Raw genomic sequence first — 16,016 nt, 5'->3', positions numbered from 1 at the left:
CCGCGAGCTCCTGGCACCTGTCATCGTCGGGTTGCACCCGACCTACACACGCCCCGGCCCTGGCACCCGCGAATGAAAACAGCGCCTCGCGGCGCCGTTTTCGTTTCAGGCTCAGCCCGTCTCGTCGACCGGCCTCAGCAGCAGGCGGTTGACCCGGCGCTCGCGCACCTCGGTCACCTGCAGCTCCCAGCCTTCCACCTCGAGGCGGTCACCCACCATGGGCAGGCGGTCCAGCAGGCTCATGGCCAGGCCCGCCAGGGTCTGGTAGTCGTCCGTGGGGCGGGCGCGGAAGCCCAGGCGCTCACGCAACACGGCGAGGTTCACCGTACCGCTGACCTTGTAGCCCCCCGCACTCGGCTCGATGTCCGGGCCTTCGCTTTCGCTGGCGTCGGGCAACTGGCCGGCGATGGATTCGAGGATGTCGGTCATGGTCACCAGGCCCTCGAAGCCGCCGAACTCGTTGACCACGAAGGCGATGTGGGTGGAGGCCTCGCGCATCTGCTCCAGGGCCCCCAGCACCGACGCGCTCTCGGGCAGGTTGACCGGCGCGCGCAGCAGGGATTCCAGGTCCGGCTCCTCGCCACGCAGCAGTTCCTTGAACAGCTCCTTCTTGTGCAGGTAGCCCAGGGGCTCGTCCACCGCGCCGTCGCGGATCACCACCAGGCGCGAGTGGGGCGCCTGCAGCAGGGCCTGGTGGATCTGCTCGCGGGTTTCGCCCAGGTCGATGCGGTTGACCCGCGCGCGGTCGGTCATCACGGTGCGGATCGAGCGCTCGGCCAGGTGCAGCACGCCGCTGATCATCACCCGCTCGCGGCGGTCGAACACCGCAGTATCGCCCTCGCCGTCCTTGAGCATGTCGGCGATGTCGTCGCCCACCTCGCCGGCATCCACGCCACGGCCGCCGAGCAGGCGCAGCACCGCGTGGGCGGTGCGCTCACGCAGGCCACGGCTACCCTGCAGCTTGCGCTTGCGTCGCCAGCGCACCGTCTGGTTGGCCATCTCGATCAGGATCGAGAAGCCGATGGCCGCATACAGGTAGCCCTTGGGAATGTGGAAGCCCAGGCCTTCGGCGGTGAGGCTGAAGCCGATCATCATCAGGAAGCCCAGGCACAGCATGATCACCGTGGGGTGGGCGTTGACGAATGCGGTCAGCGGCTTGCTGGCGACGATCATCAGGCCGATGGAGATGATCACGGCGATCATCATCACTTCCAGGTGCTCGACCATGCCGACGGCGGTAATCACCGCGTCCAGGGAGAACACTGCGTCCAGCACGACGATCTGCGCCACCACCGGCCAGAACATGGCGTAGGTGCGGCTGCCGCCCTGGTGGTGGGTGTGGCCCTCGATGCGCTCGTGCAGCTCCATGGTGGCCTTGAACAACAGGAACACACCGCCGAACAGCATGATCAGGTCACGGCCGGAGAAGGCCTGGCCGAACACCTCGAACAGCGGTTCGGTCAGGGTCACCAGCCAGGAGATGCTGGCCAGCAGGCCCAGGCGCATGATCAACGCCAGCGACAGGCCGATCAGGCGTGCGCGGTCACGCTGCTCGGGGGGCAGCTTGTCGGCGAGGATGGCGATGAACACCAGGTTGTCGATGCCGAGGACGATCTCCAGCACGATCAGCGTCAGCAGGCCCAGCCAGGCGGTGGGGTCGGCTATCCATTCCATGCTCAGGCACTCCCGGGCGAAAGACGGGCAGGCGCGAAGGCTGCATCGGCGCTAACGGGGCGCTGCAGGCGGTTCGGCATGCGGGAAGATCGCGCGGCACGCTGCCACGCTCGGGTCGGGCGCGCGCTGGCGCCGGGGAAGGAAGGGGCCACGCCCGGGGTACTCGGGGGTGGTTTACAACTGTCGCTGTCCATTGGGTTCCGGATCAAAAAAACGGACGTGCATCCTAGGACATGAATGCACGCCGTTTAATCGGGGAATTTTTACTAATCGTGTACGACCTTGCTTAGCGCCGCCGGAACAGGGGCCGCGGCTCGATCACCGAACGCCCATAGAGCACGCTGACCCCAGCCAGCCCCTTGAGTGCATCGACGACGGATTTGTCCTCGCGCACGGCGAAGGCATCGAAGCCGCATTGGCGCATGTGCGAGAGCTGGTCGCGCAGCACATCGCCCACCGCACGCAGCTCGCCGTGCCAGCCCAGGCGGCTGCGCAGCAGGTAGGCCTGGCTGTAGCCGCGGCCGTCGCGGAAGCTGGGGAAGTCCACGGCGATCAGCGGCAGCGCATCGGTCAGCAGCGGCCCCAGCGCCTCCACCTCGTCGTCCGGTTGCAGCAGCAGGCCGTCCCGGCCATCACGCTCGCGCCACAGGGCCAGCGGCAGGATCAGCCGCCCGTCGGGCAGCGCCTCGCCCACCTCGCGCACAAGGGTCCAGGGGTCGTCCGCGATCAGCTGCGGTTCGTCGTCGAGCAGGCGGATGAGGTTGTTCATGCCGGCACCTGCTCACGCACGTAGACCCGCTCCTTGAAGGGCTCGATGCCAATGCGCCCGACGGTGTCGACGAAGCGCTCCTCCAATTCGCGGTAATCCACATAGGTGGCGACGATGCGCTCGATCACCTCCGGGACTTCGGCGGCGCTGAACGAGGGGCCGATCACCTTGCCCAGCGCGGCGGCCATGCCCTGGGCGCCTCCGAGGGTGATCTGGTACCACTCGCTGCCGCCCTTATCCACACCGAGGATGCCGATGTTGCCGATGTGGTGGTGGCCGCAGGCGTTCATGCAGCCGGAGATGTTCAGGCTCAGCTCGCCCAGGTCGTGCAGGTAGTCGAGGTCTTCGAAGCGCTGCTGGATGGCCTGGGCGATGGGGATCGACTTGGCGTTGGCCAGGGCGCAGTAGTCGCCCCCGGGGCAGGCGATGATGTCGGTCAGCAGGCCGATGTTCGGCGTGGCCAGGCCGACAGCCACGGCCCGCGACCAGAGCGCGTGCAGGTCGCGCTTGCGCACGTCGGGCAGCACCAGGTTCTGTTCATGGGCGATGCGGATCTCGCCGAAGCCGAACGCGTCCGCCCAGTCGGCCACGGCCTCCATCTGCTCGGCGGTGACGTCGCCCGGTGGTGCGGCCGGGCCGGGCTTGGTGGAAAACACCACACTGGCGTAGCCCGGCACCTTGTGCGGCTGCAGGTTGCGCGAGCACCAGCGGGCGAAGGCCGGATCGCTGGCCAACTGGCTGCCGAAATTCAGGTCGGCGTCGTCGAGGGTTTCGTACACCGGCGCATCGAAGGCCGCGGCCACCCGCTGGTACTCATCGGCGGTGAGCTGGGCCGGGCCGTCGCGCAGGTGCTGCCACTCGGCTTCCACTTCGCGGGAGAAGGCCTCGATGCCCAGCGCCTTGACCAGGATCTTGATCCGCGCCTTGTACTTGTTGTCGCGCCGGCCGTGACGGTTGTACACCCGCAGGATGGCCTCGACGTAGGACAGCAGGTGCTGCCAGGGCAGGCCGTCACGGATCTGCAAACCGAGGATCGGCGTGCGCCCCAGGCCGCCCCCCACCAGCACCCGCAGGCACATCTCGCCCGCCGCGTCGCGGTACAGGTAGAGGCCGATGTCGTGCATCTGGATGGCCGCGCGGTCTTCCCCCGAAGCGGAGATGGCGATCTTGAACTTGCGCGGCAGGAAGAGGAATTCGGGGTTGATGGTCGACCACTGGCGGAGGATTTCCGCCAGCGGGCGCGGGTCCAGCAGCTCGTCGGCGGCCACCCCGGCGAAGGCTTCGGTGGTGATGTTGCGCACGCAGTTGCCGGAGGTCTGGATGGCGTGCATCTCCACCTCCGCCAGGCGTTCGAGGATGTCCGGCACCTCGGCCAGCTCGATCCAGTTGAACTGGATGTTCTGCCGCGTGGTGAAGTGGCCGTAGCCGCGGTCGTGGTCGCGGGCGATGCCGGCCAGGGTGCGCAGCTGGCCCGACGCCAGGGTGCCGTAGGGGATGGCCACGCGCAGCATGTAGGCGTGCTTCTGCATGTACAGGCCGTTCTGCAGGCGTAGCGGGAGGAACTCCTCCTCGCTCAGCTCATCGCTCATGCGCCGCGCCACCTGGTCGCGGAACTGCGCCACGCGCTCACGCACGAGCGCGTGGTCGTAGTCGTCGTATCGATACATGCAAGGCTCCTCGGGTCAGGCATCCGCCCCTGCACCGGGGGCGGAACAACGAGGTGCAACTATGGGCGGACCCGCGCAGCAGAAACAGCCGCAGATGCGCGATCTAAAACCGGATCAGATGAGCATCGCCTGGCGGCCTTGCTCCATCTGTCAGCCATGCGACCGGCCCCGATCTGATACCCAAAAACCTCGGTGATCTGAGCCTGTTTTGTTTTGGCTCGCCTTCCTAGAGTGACGACCCTGCCAGCCCCCGTACTGGCACCCCCTTCCTTGCAATCGAAAGGTTTCGCCATGAGCACTGCAACACAGGAGCCCACCTACAACTACCGGGTGGTTCGTCAGTTCGCGATCATGACCGTCGTCTGGGGCGTGGTCGGCATGGGCCTGGGCGTGTTCATCGCCGCCCAGCTGGTCTGGCCGCAACTCAATCTCGACCTGCCCTGGACCAGTTTCGGCCGCCTGCGCCCGCTGCACACCAACCTGGTGATCTTCGCCTTCGGCGGCAGCGCGCTGTTCGCCACCAGCTACTACACCGTGCAGCGCACCTGCCAGGCGCGACTGTTCGGCGACGGCCTGGCGGCCTTCACCTTCTGGGGCTGGCAGGCGCTGATCGTCTGCCTGCTGGTCACCCTGCCCCAGGGCCTGACCACCACCAAGGAATACGCCGAGGTGGAATTCACCGGCGCCGTGTGGATGGGCATCGTCTGGGTCGCCTACGCGGTGGTGTTCTTCGGCACGGTGATGAAGCGCAGCACCCCGCACATCTATGTGGGCAACTGGTTCTTCGGTGCCTTCATCCTGGTCACCACCATGCTCCACGTGGTCAACCACATGGCCATCCCGGTGAGCTGGTTCAAGTCCTACCCGCTGTACAGCGGCGCCACCGATGCCATGGTGCAGTGGTGGTACGGGCACAACGCGGTGGGCTTCTTCCTCACCACCGGCTTCCTCGGGATGATGTATTACTTCATCCCCAAGCAGGCCGGGCGCCCGGTCTACTCCTACCGCCTGTCCATCGTCCACTTCTGGGCGCTGATCACCCTGTACATCTGGGCCGGCCCGCACCACCTGCACTACACCGCCCTGCCGGACTGGGCGCAAAGCCTGGGCATGGCGATGTCGATCATCCTCCTGGCGCCCAGCTGGGGCGGCATGATCAACGGCATGATGACCCTCTCCGGTGCCTGGCATAAGTTGCGCGACGACCCGATCCTGCGCTTCCTCATCGTCTCGCTGGCCTTCTACGGCATGTCCACCTTCGAGGGGCCGATGATGGCGATCAAGACGGTCAACGCCCTCTCCCACTACACCGACTGGACCATCGGCCACGTGCACGCCGGCGCCCTCGGCTGGGTGGCGATGATCACCTTCGGCTCGCTCTACCACCTTATCCCGAAGATCTTCGGCCGCGAGCGCATGTACAGCGTCGGCCTGATCAACACGCACTTCTGGCTGGCCACCATCGGCACCGTGCTCTACATCGCCTCGATGTGGGTCAACGGCATCACCCAGGGCCTGATGTGGCGTGCCATCAACGACGACGGCACCCTCACCTACTCCTTCGTCGAATCCCTGGAGGCCAGCCACTCGGGCTTCCTGGTGCGCTTCATCGGCGGGGTGTTCTTCCTCAGCGGCATGCTGCTGATGGCCTACAACACCTGGCGCACCCTGAAGGCGCCCCAGGCCGAACGGCAGGCGCTCGGCGCCACGGCCTGAGGAGACGGCATGGACACGGATACCTTCTACGGCCTGCTGTCCCTGGGCACCCTGGTGTTCTTCTACGTCGCCACCCAGTTCAGCCTGGGTGGCAAGAGCCAGCGGCAGATCGACGAAGCCACCATGCTGCCCTTCGCCGACGACGACCCCGTGGCCCGGCGCATGGAACGCGCCACCGGGCGCAGCAGCACCGGCTGCAGCTGCCCCGGCCGTTGCGACGGCGGCTGTGCGAATCGAGGGGATGTGGAGATGTGAAGCCCGCGCCATCTCCGTAGGTCGGGTGCAACCCGACGGCATCACCACGGGGATTCGCGGGTTTCACCCGCCCTACACCGTTCAACCGGTAGGGGCGATTTCAATCGCCAAGGGCCGCGCAGCGGCCCCCGGCGCAGCACCCTCTACCAATAATTCTCCACCGCCACCTGCCCGGGCTTACGGGTCAGGGCCAGGTTCATGTTGCGGGCCTTCAGCACCGCACGGGTGTCCTCGATCATCTGCGGGTTGCCGCAGAGCATCACCCGCGAATGCTCGGGGGTCAGCGCCAGGCCGGCGGCGCGCTCCAGTTCACCGTTCTCGATCAGCGTGGTGATGCGCCCGTTCAGCGCACCCGGCACCTGCTCGCGGGTGACCACGGGGATGTAGGTCAGCTTGTCGACGACGCCTTCCAGGTGCTCCAGCTCCTTGAGCCCGGCGATCAACGGCTGGTAGGCCAGCTCGCTTTCGTGCCGTGCGCTGTACACCAGCAGGATGCGCTCGAAGCGCTGCCACACCTCCAGGTCCTGGAGGATCGACAGGAAGGGCGCGACACCGGTGCCGGTGGCCAGCAGCCAGAGGTCACGGCCGTCGATGAAGCGATCGAGGGTGAGGAAGCCGAAGGCCTGCTTGTCGATCAGCAGGGTGTCGCCCTCGGCGAGGCGGCTCAGCTCGCTGGTGAACTCGCCGCCGGGCACCACGATGGAGAAGAACTCCAGGTGCTCGTCATGGGGCGCAGACACCATGGAATAGGCGCGCCACACGGTGCTGCCATCGGCCTTGGTCACGCCCAGGCGGGCGAACTGGCCGGCGCGGAAGCGGAAGCCGGGGTCACGGGTGGTGCGCAGGGTGAACAGGCTCGGCGTCAGGGTCTGGACGTCGAGCAGGGTCTGGCGGGTGAACTTCTCTTCGCTGGCGCTCATTGGGGGCTCCTTGTCGCTGGAACCCTGCCAGTGTCCCGCAAAGCGCGCGCGGGAAACACCCGCGCGCGTTGTGGCTATAGACCGATCAGCGCTTGCGGTTGACGGTCTGGGCGGCGCGCAGCACGTCGGCGCCGATCTCCGCTTCGTAGGTTTTCCACAGCGGCATCAGGGCCTGGCGCCAGGCGTCACGCTCCTCGGGGGTGAGGGTGACGACCTTGGTCTTGCCGGCGGCGATGACGCGCTCGCGGTCCTTCATGTTCATCGACTCGGCGTCCTTGTTCACCGCGAAGGTGACTTCCTCGATGATGGCTTCCAGCTCGGTGCGGGTCTCGTAGGGAATGCTGATCCAGAACTTGTGGCTGGTGATCAGCATGTAGTTCAGCGAGCCATGGTTGGTTTCCATGATGAACGGCTGAACGGTATCGACCTTCTGGCTGGCGATGTTCGACCAGGGGCCTTCGGTGCCCTGGATGGTGCCCGCCTGCAGGGCCTTGAAGGCATCGGCGAAGGGCATCTTCACGGTCTTGGCGCCGAGCAGGCCGAACTGTGCGTCGAGCACGGAGGACGGCTGGATACGGAAGGCCAGGCCCTTGGCGTCTTCGGGTTTGCGCAGCTCGCGGTTGGAGGTCAGCACCTTCATGCCGTTGTTCCAGTAGCCCAGGCCATAGATGCCCTGCTTGGACATGGAGCGCAGCAGCTCACGGCTCTTGTCACGCTTCTGGAAGCGCTTCACGGCTTCGAGGTCGTCGAACAGGAAGGGCAGGTCGAACACCTGCAGCTGCTTGGTATAGGCCTCGAACTTGGACAGCGAGGGCGCCAGCATCTGCACCTCGCCCTTCTGCAGGGCCTGGATCTCATCGGCGTCGCCGTACAGGCTGGAGTTCGGGTAGACCTCGACCTTCACCTTGCCGGGCAGGCGCTCCTCCACCAGCTTCTTGAACAGCAGCGCGCCCTTGCCCTTGGGCGTGTCCTCGGCCACCACGTGGGAGAACTTGATGAGGATCGGCTCCTCGGCCAGTGCGGAGCTGGAAAGGACCATGAGCGAAGCGAAGAGCGCCCCGAACAGAGACTTGTACATGTATACACCTGTGCAAATGGCAACGGCGAAGCCCGCGCCATGCGCGTCGGCTCCGTCTGGAATAAGGTTTTTTCGGTGGAACGCCCGCTCCCAACCAGCGGGTACGCACCGTTTTTTACGGCGTACCAGGTCGTTCAGGGCAGAGAAATGCCAGATGCCTGGTTATTATTGGAGCTGTTCCGGCGGAGAGAATCGCCATGGGATGGCGGGCCGAAATCAGCGGCGTGGATTGTTAGTCAAAACTGATCAATAAACAAGCACCGCTAATCCCAACCAGCTCTCACTTCCAACAGAATCTTCGCCCTCACCCGAGTCCAGAGTTCCCGATGCCCCAACTGCTCACCCCCTTCGGCCAGCTCGACCTGGTCCGCGTTCCCGACCAGCCGAACGACCCGCTGCAGGCGTTCGACGCCGCCGACGAATACCTGCTCGCCCACCTGCATGAGCAGGCGCCCGATGCCGCCACTCGGGTGCTGGTGCTCAACGACAGCTTCGGCGCCCTGGCCGCCAGCCTGGCGCCCCATATGCAGGTCACCAGCAGCGGCGACTCGCACCTGGGCTTCCTCGGCCTGCAGCGCAACCTCGCACGTAACGGCCTGGCCGCCGACGCGCTGCGTTTCGTGCCGGCCAGTGAAATAGTCGAGGGGCCATTCGACCGGGTGCTGATCCGCGTGCCCAAGACCCTGGCCCTGATGGAAGAACAGCTGATCCGCCTGCAAGGCCAGCTGGCGCCCGGCGCCACGGTGGTGGCCGCCGGCATGGTCAAGCACCTGCCCCGCGCCGCCGGCGACCTGCTGGAGAAATACATCGGCCCGATGCAGGCCTCGCTGGCGGTGAAGAAGGCCCGCCTGCTGGTAGCCACGCCGGCGGACCGACCGCGCGCCAGCTCGCCCTACCCCACCCGCTACCTGCTGGAAAAGCCGCGCATCGAGCTGCTCAATCACGCCAACGTGTTCTGCCGCGAGGGCCTGGACATCGGCACCCGCGCCTTCCTCCCGCACCTGCCCAAGCGCCTGGACGCCCACCGCATGGCCGACCTGGGCTGCGGCAACGGCGTGCTCGGCATCGCCTACGCCCTGGCCAACCCGGCGGCGCAGCTGACCCTGGTGGACGAGTCCTACATGGCGGTGCAATCGGCTGTGGATAACTGGCGCACAGCCCTGGGCGAGCGTGCGGTGGAGGTGCGCCCCGGCGATGGCCTGGCCGAGCAGCCGGCGGATTCGCTGGACCTGGTGCTGTGCAACCCGCCCTTCCACCAGCAGCAGGTGGTGGGCGACTTCCTCGCCTGGCGCATGTTCGTGCAGGCGCGCGATGCGCTGGTCACCGGCGGCGAGTTGTGGATAGTCGGCAACCGCCACCTGGGCTACCACGCCAAGCTCAAGCGCCTGTACCGCGGCGTCGAGCAGGTCGCCGCCACGCCCAAGTTCGTGATCCTCAAGGCCACCAAGTAGGGGCGCGATTCAATCGGGCGCCGCCGTAGGTCGGGTGCAACCCGACAGCGCAGTCATAAGGATCGCGGGTTCCACCCACCCTACACGAGCCGACCGTCGCGTAGGGTGGACCCCGCTTCATCGGTCCACCATCGGAGCCGAGCCAGGCACCTTGCTCCCGCAACGTGCATCGCGAGCAGAGCTCGCTCCTACAGACGCGGGTCCGAGTCCTGCTCAGGGCATGTGCAGCCGTAGGTCGGGTGCAACCCGACAGCGCAGTCATAAGGATCGCGGGTTCCACCCACCCTACACGAGCCGACCGTCGCGTAGGGTGGACCCCGCTTCATCGGTCCACCATCGGAGCCGAGCCAGGCACCTTGCTCCCGCAACGTGCATCGCGAGCAGAGCTCGCTCCTACAGACGCGGGTCCGAGTCCTGCTCAGGGCATGTGCAGCCGTAGGTCGGGTGCAACCCGACAGCGCAGTCATAAGGATCGCGGGTTCCACCCACCCTACACGAGCCGACCGTCGCGTAGGGTGGACCCCGCTTCATCGGTCCACCATCGGAGCCGAGCCAGGCACCTTGCCCCTGAAAAATGCATCGCGAGCAGAGCTCGCTCCTACGGGAGCGAGCCCGGGCCCTGCTCAGGGCGTGCTCAGCCCCGCCGCATTCATGAACAGCCGCAGCAGGTAGGACACGGCGCCCAGCGCCAGGACGCTGCCGGTCCAGATCGCCAGCAGCCAGCCCAGGCGTTGCCACAGGGGCTTCTTCTCGGAGTTGTCCACAGCCATGGTCGCTCTCCTGTCCACTAGTGGTAGCCCTGGTCCGGGGTGACCTTGCCGCGGAACACGTAGTAGCTCCAGGCGGTGTACACGAGGATGAAGGGGATGATGAACAGTGCCCCCACCAGCGCGAAGCCCTGGCTTTGCGGCGGTGCGGCGGCCTGCCAGATGCTCAGCGAGCCCGGCACGATGTTCGGCCACAGGCTGATGCCCAGGCCGCTGTAGCCGAGGAAGATGAGGATCAGGGTCAGCACGAAGGGCAAGGTGTTGTCGTAGTTCGCCACCGAGCGCAGCAGGTAGAAGAAGGTCACCAGTACCAGCAGCGGCACCGGCAGGAACCAGAACAGGTTGGGCAGGCTGAACCAGCGCTGGGCGATCTCGCCATGGGACAGCGGGGTCCAGATGCTGACGATGCCGATCACCGCCAGCAGCACCAGGGCCAGCGGCCGGGCCATATCGTGCATCTGCTCCTGCAGGCGGCCTTCGGTCTTCATGATCAGCCAGGTGCAGCCGAGCAGCGCATAGGCCGCCACCAGCCCCAGGCCGCTGAAGATCGGGAAGGGTGCCAGCCAGTCCAGGCCACCGCCGGCGAACTGGCGGTTCACCACCGGGATGCCCTCGATGAAAGCCCCCAGGGCCACGCCCTGGAAGAAGGTCGCCGCCAGGGAGCCACCGATGAAGGCCTTGTCCCAGATGTGGCGCTTGTGCTCCTTGGCCTTGAAGCGGAATTCGAAGGCCACGCCCCGGAACACCAGGCCGATGAGCATGAACATCAGCGGCAGGTAGAGGGCGCTGAGCACCACCGAGTAGGCCAGCGGGAAGGCTGCGAACAACCCCGCCCCGCCCAGCACCAGCCAGGTCTCGTTACCGTCCCACACCGGCGCGACGGTGTTCATCATCACGTCGCGCTCGGAGTCGTCCTTGACGAAGGGGAAGAGGATGCCGATGCCCAGGTCGAAGCCGTCCATCACCACGTACATCATCACGCCGAAGACGATGATGATTGCCCAGATCAGAGAAAGGTCGATGCCCATGTTCAATTCCTCGCGCCCAGGTCGTCGCCACTGGCGTCATCGTCGTCCATGTTCTCGTCGGCGGCCGAGATCGGCCGTGCCGGCGTGCGTTTCTGGCCAGGGCCACCGATGCCCTGCTCCTTGCCTTCGTCGGTCTTCGGCCCCTTGCGCACCAGGCGCAGCAGGTAGCTGAAGCCGGCGCCGAACACGGCGAAGTACACCACCACGAACATGATCAGGGTGAGGCTCATCTGCGCGAAGCTGTGGTTCGACGAGGCGTCGGCGGTGCGCATCAGCCCGTACACGACCCAGGGCTGGCGGCCGATCTCGGTGGTGAACCAGCCGGCAAGGATGGCGATCAGCCCGGACGGGCCCATCCACAGGCACAGGTAGAGGAACGGCCGCGAAGTGAACAGCCCGCCGCGCCAGCGCAGCCACAGGCTCCAGACGCCGGCCAGGATCATCAGCAGGCCGAGGGCGACCATGATGCGGAACGACCAGAAGACGATGGTGGAGTTGGGCCGGTCTTCCTTGGGGAAGTCCTTCAGCGCCGGCACCTGCTTGTCCAGGCTGTGGGTGAGGATGAGGCTGCCGAGGTAGGGAATCTCCACCTTGAAGCGGGTTTCCTCGCGCTCCATGTCCGGCCAGCCGAAGAGGATCAGCGGGGTCGCCTCGCCACTGCTGTTGTCCCAGTGCCCTTCCATCGCGGCGATCTTCGCCGGCTGGTGCTTGAGGGTGTTGAGGCCGTGCAGGTCACCGATGAACGCCTGGATCGGCGCCACCAGCAGGGCCATCCACATGGCCATGGACAGCATCTGGCGGATCGCCGGGTTGTCACGCCCGCGCAGCAGGTGCCAGGCCGCCGAGGAGCCGACGAAGAAGGCCGTGGCGAGGAAGGCCGCGGTGGCCATGTGCGCCAGGCGATAGGGGAAGGACGGGTTGAAGATCACTGCGAACCAGTCGGTGGGGATCACCCGACCATCGATGATCTCGAAGCCCTGGGGCGTCTGCATCCAGCTGTTGGAGGCGAGGATCCAGAAGGTGGAGATCAGCGTGCCGATGGCCACCATCACCGTGGAGAAGAAGTGCAGGCCCGGCCCGACGCGGTTCCAGCCGAACAGCATCACGCCGAGGAAGCCGGCCTCGAGGAAGAATGCGGTGAGCACCTCGTAGGTCAGCAGCGGCCCGGTGACCGAGCCGGCGAAGTCGGAGAAGGCGCTCCAGTTGGTGCCGAACTGATAGGCCATCACCAGGCCGGACACCACGCCCATGCCGAAGTTGACGGCGAAAATCTTCGACCAGAAGTGATAGAGGTCGCGATAGACCTCCCGGTTGGTCTTCAGCCACAAGCCTTCCAATACCGCCAGGTAACTCGCCAGGCCAATGGTGATGGCCGGAAAGATGATGTGGAAGGAAATGGTGAAGGCGAACTGGATTCGGGCGAGATCAAGAGCCTCCAATCCGAACATTACGGCGTCCTCATAGCTGGTTTCACGGGCACGGCCCTGGGCAGGTCACTCCGGCAATTGGAGCGCTGCTCATGGGAATTCGTTCTTTTTATGTGGAGTTTCAGGGAGATGGCGGCCCAGTCGGCCGCAAGCGCAAACCCAAAGGTCGGGCATTGACGCAGATCAATCAGCAGCTAAAGAGTAGCGCTTCGCTTGAAGAAAAATGCTGTGGTCGATTGCCACGCGGCAGGTTGCCGCAGCGAGTGGATAACCCTGGACAAACACGGAGCCGGACCAGGACTGCGCCTGGTGGATGAAAAAGCGCCATCCACACGCGCCCACGGCACTCAGCGCCTGGGCTCACGTCCCGAATCAAGGGCCTGGGGCGTGTCCACGTCCAGCACCACGCCGGGGTCGTCCACCTCCAGCACCCGCCAGGCCTCGCGGTGGGCGGCGAGCACGGAACGGGCGCCTTCGTCGCCCTGGAGGTGTTGCAGCTCGGGCCAGAAGTCGCGCCCGAAAATCACCGGATGGCCGCGCAGGCCGTGGTGCAGCGGGAACAGGATGTGCTGCGCATCGGCCTGGGCCACCAACTGGCGCAGCGTCGCCTCGGCCAGCCAGGGCATGTCCCCCAGCATCACCGCCACGGCCCTGCCCCGGGTTGTGGATAACCCCTCGACGCCCGCCGCCAGGCTGTGGCCCATGCCCAGGTCGGCGTCCGCGCAGCGGATCACCGGGCAATCGTCGGGCAGGCCCAGCTCCGCCGGGTCGTCCTCAGGGCGCAGCACCACATGCACCTCATCGAACACCGCCCGCGCCCGCGCCACGCTGGCCGCCAGCAGGGTGCGGCCATCGGCCAGTCGCGCCTGGCGCTTGTCGCTGCCGAAGCGGGTGCCACGGCCGGCGGCGAGGATCAGGGCGATGACGGGAGGCATGTAAGAACTCCTGTAGGGGCGAATTCATTCGCCCGGGACCGCGCAGCGGTCCTCGTGCCAATTACCTGGGTGAAGCAGCCCGTCGGGCTGCTGGGCGAATGAATTCGCCCCAACATCAGGCCGCGTGGATCAAACCCGCTCGCGCGGTATCGCATTGCGCACCCGCAAGATGTCGGCAAGCACCGCCAGGGCGATCTCCGCCGGGGTCTTGCTGCCCAGGTGCAGGCCGATGGGCGCGGTGATGCGGTCGATCTCGGTTTCGCTCAGGCCGCCCACGCGACGCAGGCGCTCCATGCGCTTGGTGCTGGTGGCCACGGAGCCCATCACGCCGATATAGAAGGCCTCGGTGCGCACCGCCTCGATCATCGCCAGGTCGTCGATGCGCGGGTCGTGGGTCAGCGCCACCACCGCGGTATCGGCGTGGCAACCGCCGTTGCGGATCACCTCGGAGGGCAACTCGCGGCGCACCTCGACGCCCGGCAGCTCGACGCCGTCGAGCACCTCCTCGCGGGGGTCGCAAAGCACCACCTCGAAGCCCAGCGGCTGGGCGAACGCGGCGCACACCTGGGCCACCGAGGAATAACCCGCCAGCAGCAGGCGCTGGGCGGCGCCGACGCGCAGGCGGATCACCTGCTCGTTACGCTCCACACGGGCGCCCTGCTCGCGGTCCTCCAGCAGGGTGCGGGTGCCGCCGTCGATGCGGATCTCCCGCAGCAGCCGGCGCTGCCCGGCCAGGGCGCTTTCCAGCTCGCGCAGGTGCGCCTGCACCTCGCAATCGGCCGGCAGGTTTTCCACCAGCACTTCCAGCACCCCGCCGCAGGGCAGGCTGATCTTCGAACGCTCATCGCTGCCGTCGCCGTAGCGCACCAGCGCCAACGGCTCGGGGAATGCGCCTTCGGCGACGCGTTCGAGGAAGTCATCCTCGACGCAACCGCCGGAAAGCGACCCCACCCACTGCCCCGCCGCGTTGGCGGCCAGCAGCGAGCCCGGCGCACGGGGCGCCGAGCCATAGGTGGTCAGCACGGTACAGAGCCAGACACGCTGACCGGCCCTGGACCACTCGAGGGCCTTGCGCACAACGATGAGGTCAAGGTGTTGCATGGTTAATGAACCTTTTCACTTCGCAGTTGGGTAACGCTCTCCAGACTGATTTCCCCGGGCAATCCACCCCAGGTCTGACGCAAGTAGTTGAGCAGATCGCGCATCCGCGCGTCATCAAGATCATGCAGGAAACCGGGCATCGGCTGCATGCGTTCGAAGCCGGTGAACTGCTGCTCGCGGATGCCGTCGTCGATCACCCGCAGCAGGTTGCGCGAGTCATCCTGGCGCAGCGTGGTGTTGCCGGCCATGGCCACCGCCACATGGGGGATGCCCTGGCCTTCCGCACCGTGACAGCCGGCGCAGACGTTCAGGTACTCCTGGCGACCGGCCTTGCCGCTGGCGGTGAGCTCGGACAGCGGGCGGGTGGCGATGGTCGCCGGCGCCGGCGGCTCGTCGCCCATGAGGAACACCGCCATGGCCTGGTGATCCACCTCCGGCAGGTACTGCAGGCTGTGGTGCAGCACCGGGTACATCTCGTTGAACACCGTGCCCTGGGCACTGACGCCGTGCTTGAGGAAGGTGGCCAGGTCGTCGGTGGTCCAGCCACGGGCGGCCAGGGCGTCGGCCTTCAGGCTGGGCGCCAGGTAGCCGAGCAGCACGCCGCCTTCCATGCGCTGGTCCTGCTGCAGGGCACCGAGCACGTTGCGCGGGGTGTGGCACTCGCCGCAATGGCCGAGGGCTTCCACCAGGTACTGGCCACGCTGCCAGGCCTCGCTCTTGCCTTCCGCCGGCTGCATCTGCACGCGGTTCTTGTAGAGCATGTTCCAGAAGGCCAGGCCGAAGCGCACGTTGAACGGGAAGGTCAGGCTGGTCTGCGGGCTCGCCTTGGGGATCGGCTCGCGGCTCATCAGGTAGGCGTAGAGGGCGTCGGAGTCCTCCCGGGTGATGAGGTGGTAGGAGGTGTAGGGCATCGCCGGGTAGAGCTTGCTGCCGTCGGGCTTCTCGCCCTGGGTCAGCGCGCGGTAGAGGTCATCGGCGGTGTAGTTGCCGATGCCGTGCTCCTTGTCCGGACTGATGTTGGTGCCATAGATGGTGCCGAACGGCGACTCCAGGGGCAGGCCGCCGGCATAGGGGGCGCTGCCCTCGATGCTGTGGCAGGCCACGCAGTCGGCGGCGCGGGAGATGTAGCGGCCGCGCTCGATCAGGGCCTTGTCGGCGGGCGCTTCGGGCGCGGCGGTGGCGGCCAGGGGCAGGAGCAGCCCGGCGGCGATCAGCAGTGCTTTCATCA

Annotated in this window: 14 protein-coding genes; 3 read left to right on the top strand and 11 right to left on the bottom strand. The window is 66.6% G+C overall.

Annotated features, from left to right (window positions below; translation table 11 throughout):
* Positions 1-111: 111 nt before the first annotated feature.
* The 3 genes from OEJ36_RS25900 to OEJ36_RS25890 form a co-directional block, all read right to left on the bottom strand.
* Positions 112-1,674: a TerC family protein gene (locus OEJ36_RS25900; protein WP_263403960.1), complete on the bottom strand. Its 1,563-nt coding sequence runs from the start codon at positions 1,672-1,674 to the stop codon at positions 112-114.
* A 286-nt stretch (positions 1,675-1,960) separates the two neighbouring features.
* Positions 1,961-2,443, bottom strand: coding sequence for a DUF934 domain-containing protein (locus OEJ36_RS25895; protein WP_263403959.1), 483 nt, complete (start codon positions 2,441-2,443; stop codon positions 1,961-1,963).
* Positions 2,440-4,110 carry a nitrite/sulfite reductase gene (locus OEJ36_RS25890; protein WP_263403958.1) on the bottom strand — a complete coding sequence of 557 codons (1,671 nt, stop codon included), beginning with the start codon at positions 4,108-4,110 and terminating at the stop codon, positions 2,440-2,442. Before OEJ36_RS25890 ends, OEJ36_RS25895 begins: the two co-directional genes overlap by 4 nt.
* A 291-nt stretch (positions 4,111-4,401) precedes the next feature.
* Between OEJ36_RS25890 and ccoN the strand changes: the two genes are divergently transcribed.
* A complete protein-coding gene (ccoN, locus tag OEJ36_RS25885) occupies positions 4,402-5,826 on the top strand; it encodes a cytochrome-c oxidase, cbb3-type subunit I (protein WP_263403957.1) in 1,425 nt (474 codons plus the stop codon).
* A 9-nt stretch (positions 5,827-5,835) separates the two neighbouring features.
* Positions 5,836-6,081, top strand: coding sequence for a cbb3-type cytochrome oxidase subunit 3 (locus tag OEJ36_RS25880; protein ID WP_021218802.1), 246 nt, complete (start codon positions 5,836-5,838; stop codon positions 6,079-6,081).
* 143 nt (positions 6,082-6,224) lie between these two features.
* On the opposite strand, the gene OEJ36_RS25875 is transcribed toward OEJ36_RS25880, so the two are convergent.
* Together OEJ36_RS25875 and OEJ36_RS25870 are read right to left on the bottom strand one after the other, a co-directional pair.
* The gene (locus OEJ36_RS25875; protein ID WP_263403956.1) at positions 6,225-7,001 is read right to left on the bottom strand and encodes a ferredoxin--NADP reductase; all 777 of its coding nucleotides are present in this window, start codon (positions 6,999-7,001) and stop codon (positions 6,225-6,227) included.
* 85 nt (positions 7,002-7,086) lie between these two features.
* Entirely contained in the window at positions 7,087-8,079 is a 993-nt protein-coding gene (locus OEJ36_RS25870) for a TRAP transporter substrate-binding protein (RefSeq protein ID WP_263403955.1), read from the bottom strand.
* Positions 8,080-8,405: 326 nt separating this feature from the next.
* On the opposite strand from OEJ36_RS25870, the gene OEJ36_RS25865 reads away from it, so the two are divergent.
* The gene (locus OEJ36_RS25865) at positions 8,406-9,530 is read left to right on the top strand and encodes a methyltransferase (protein ID WP_263403954.1); all 1,125 of its coding nucleotides are present in this window, start codon (positions 8,406-8,408) and stop codon (positions 9,528-9,530) included.
* 623 nt (positions 9,531-10,153) lie between these two features.
* Here the strand turns inward: OEJ36_RS25865 and OEJ36_RS25860 are convergent.
* The 6 genes from OEJ36_RS25860 to OEJ36_RS25835 all read right to left on the bottom strand — a co-directional run bounded on the left by OEJ36_RS25860 (position 10,154) and on the right by OEJ36_RS25835 (position 16,014).
* Positions 10,154-10,300, bottom strand: coding sequence for a DUF2474 domain-containing protein (locus tag OEJ36_RS25860; RefSeq protein ID WP_263403953.1), 147 nt, complete (start codon positions 10,298-10,300; stop codon positions 10,154-10,156).
* Between the two features lie 17 nt (positions 10,301-10,317).
* Positions 10,318-11,325, bottom strand: coding sequence for a cytochrome d ubiquinol oxidase subunit II (gene cydB / locus OEJ36_RS25855; RefSeq protein ID WP_263403952.1), 1,008 nt, complete (start codon positions 11,323-11,325; stop codon positions 10,318-10,320).
* A 2-nt stretch (positions 11,326-11,327) separates the two neighbouring features.
* Entirely contained in the window at positions 11,328-12,773 is a 1,446-nt protein-coding gene (locus tag OEJ36_RS25850; protein ID WP_021218808.1) for a cytochrome ubiquinol oxidase subunit I, read from the bottom strand.
* A gap of 326 nt (positions 12,774-13,099) precedes the next feature.
* Complete coding sequence (locus tag OEJ36_RS25845) at positions 13,100-13,687, bottom strand: NTP transferase domain-containing protein (protein WP_263403951.1); 588 nt, start codon at positions 13,685-13,687, stop codon at positions 13,100-13,102.
* Between the two features lie 129 nt (positions 13,688-13,816).
* The gene (locus tag OEJ36_RS25840) at positions 13,817-14,788 is read right to left on the bottom strand and encodes an XdhC family protein (RefSeq protein ID WP_263403950.1); all 972 of its coding nucleotides are present in this window, start codon (positions 14,786-14,788) and stop codon (positions 13,817-13,819) included.
* 2 nt (positions 14,789-14,790) lie between these two features.
* Positions 14,791-16,014, bottom strand: coding sequence for a cytochrome c (locus OEJ36_RS25835; protein WP_263403975.1), 1,224 nt, complete (start codon positions 16,012-16,014; stop codon positions 14,791-14,793).
* Positions 16,015-16,016: the final 2 nt, after the last annotated feature.

The organism is Pseudomonas sp. PDM13 (assembly GCF_025685765.1).
GTDB classification, from domain to species: Bacteria; Pseudomonadota; Gammaproteobacteria; order Pseudomonadales; family Pseudomonadaceae; genus Metapseudomonas; species Metapseudomonas solani.
The sequence above is the reverse complement of the archived record's forward strand: the minus strand, read 5'-3'. Positions and strand labels throughout refer to the sequence as shown.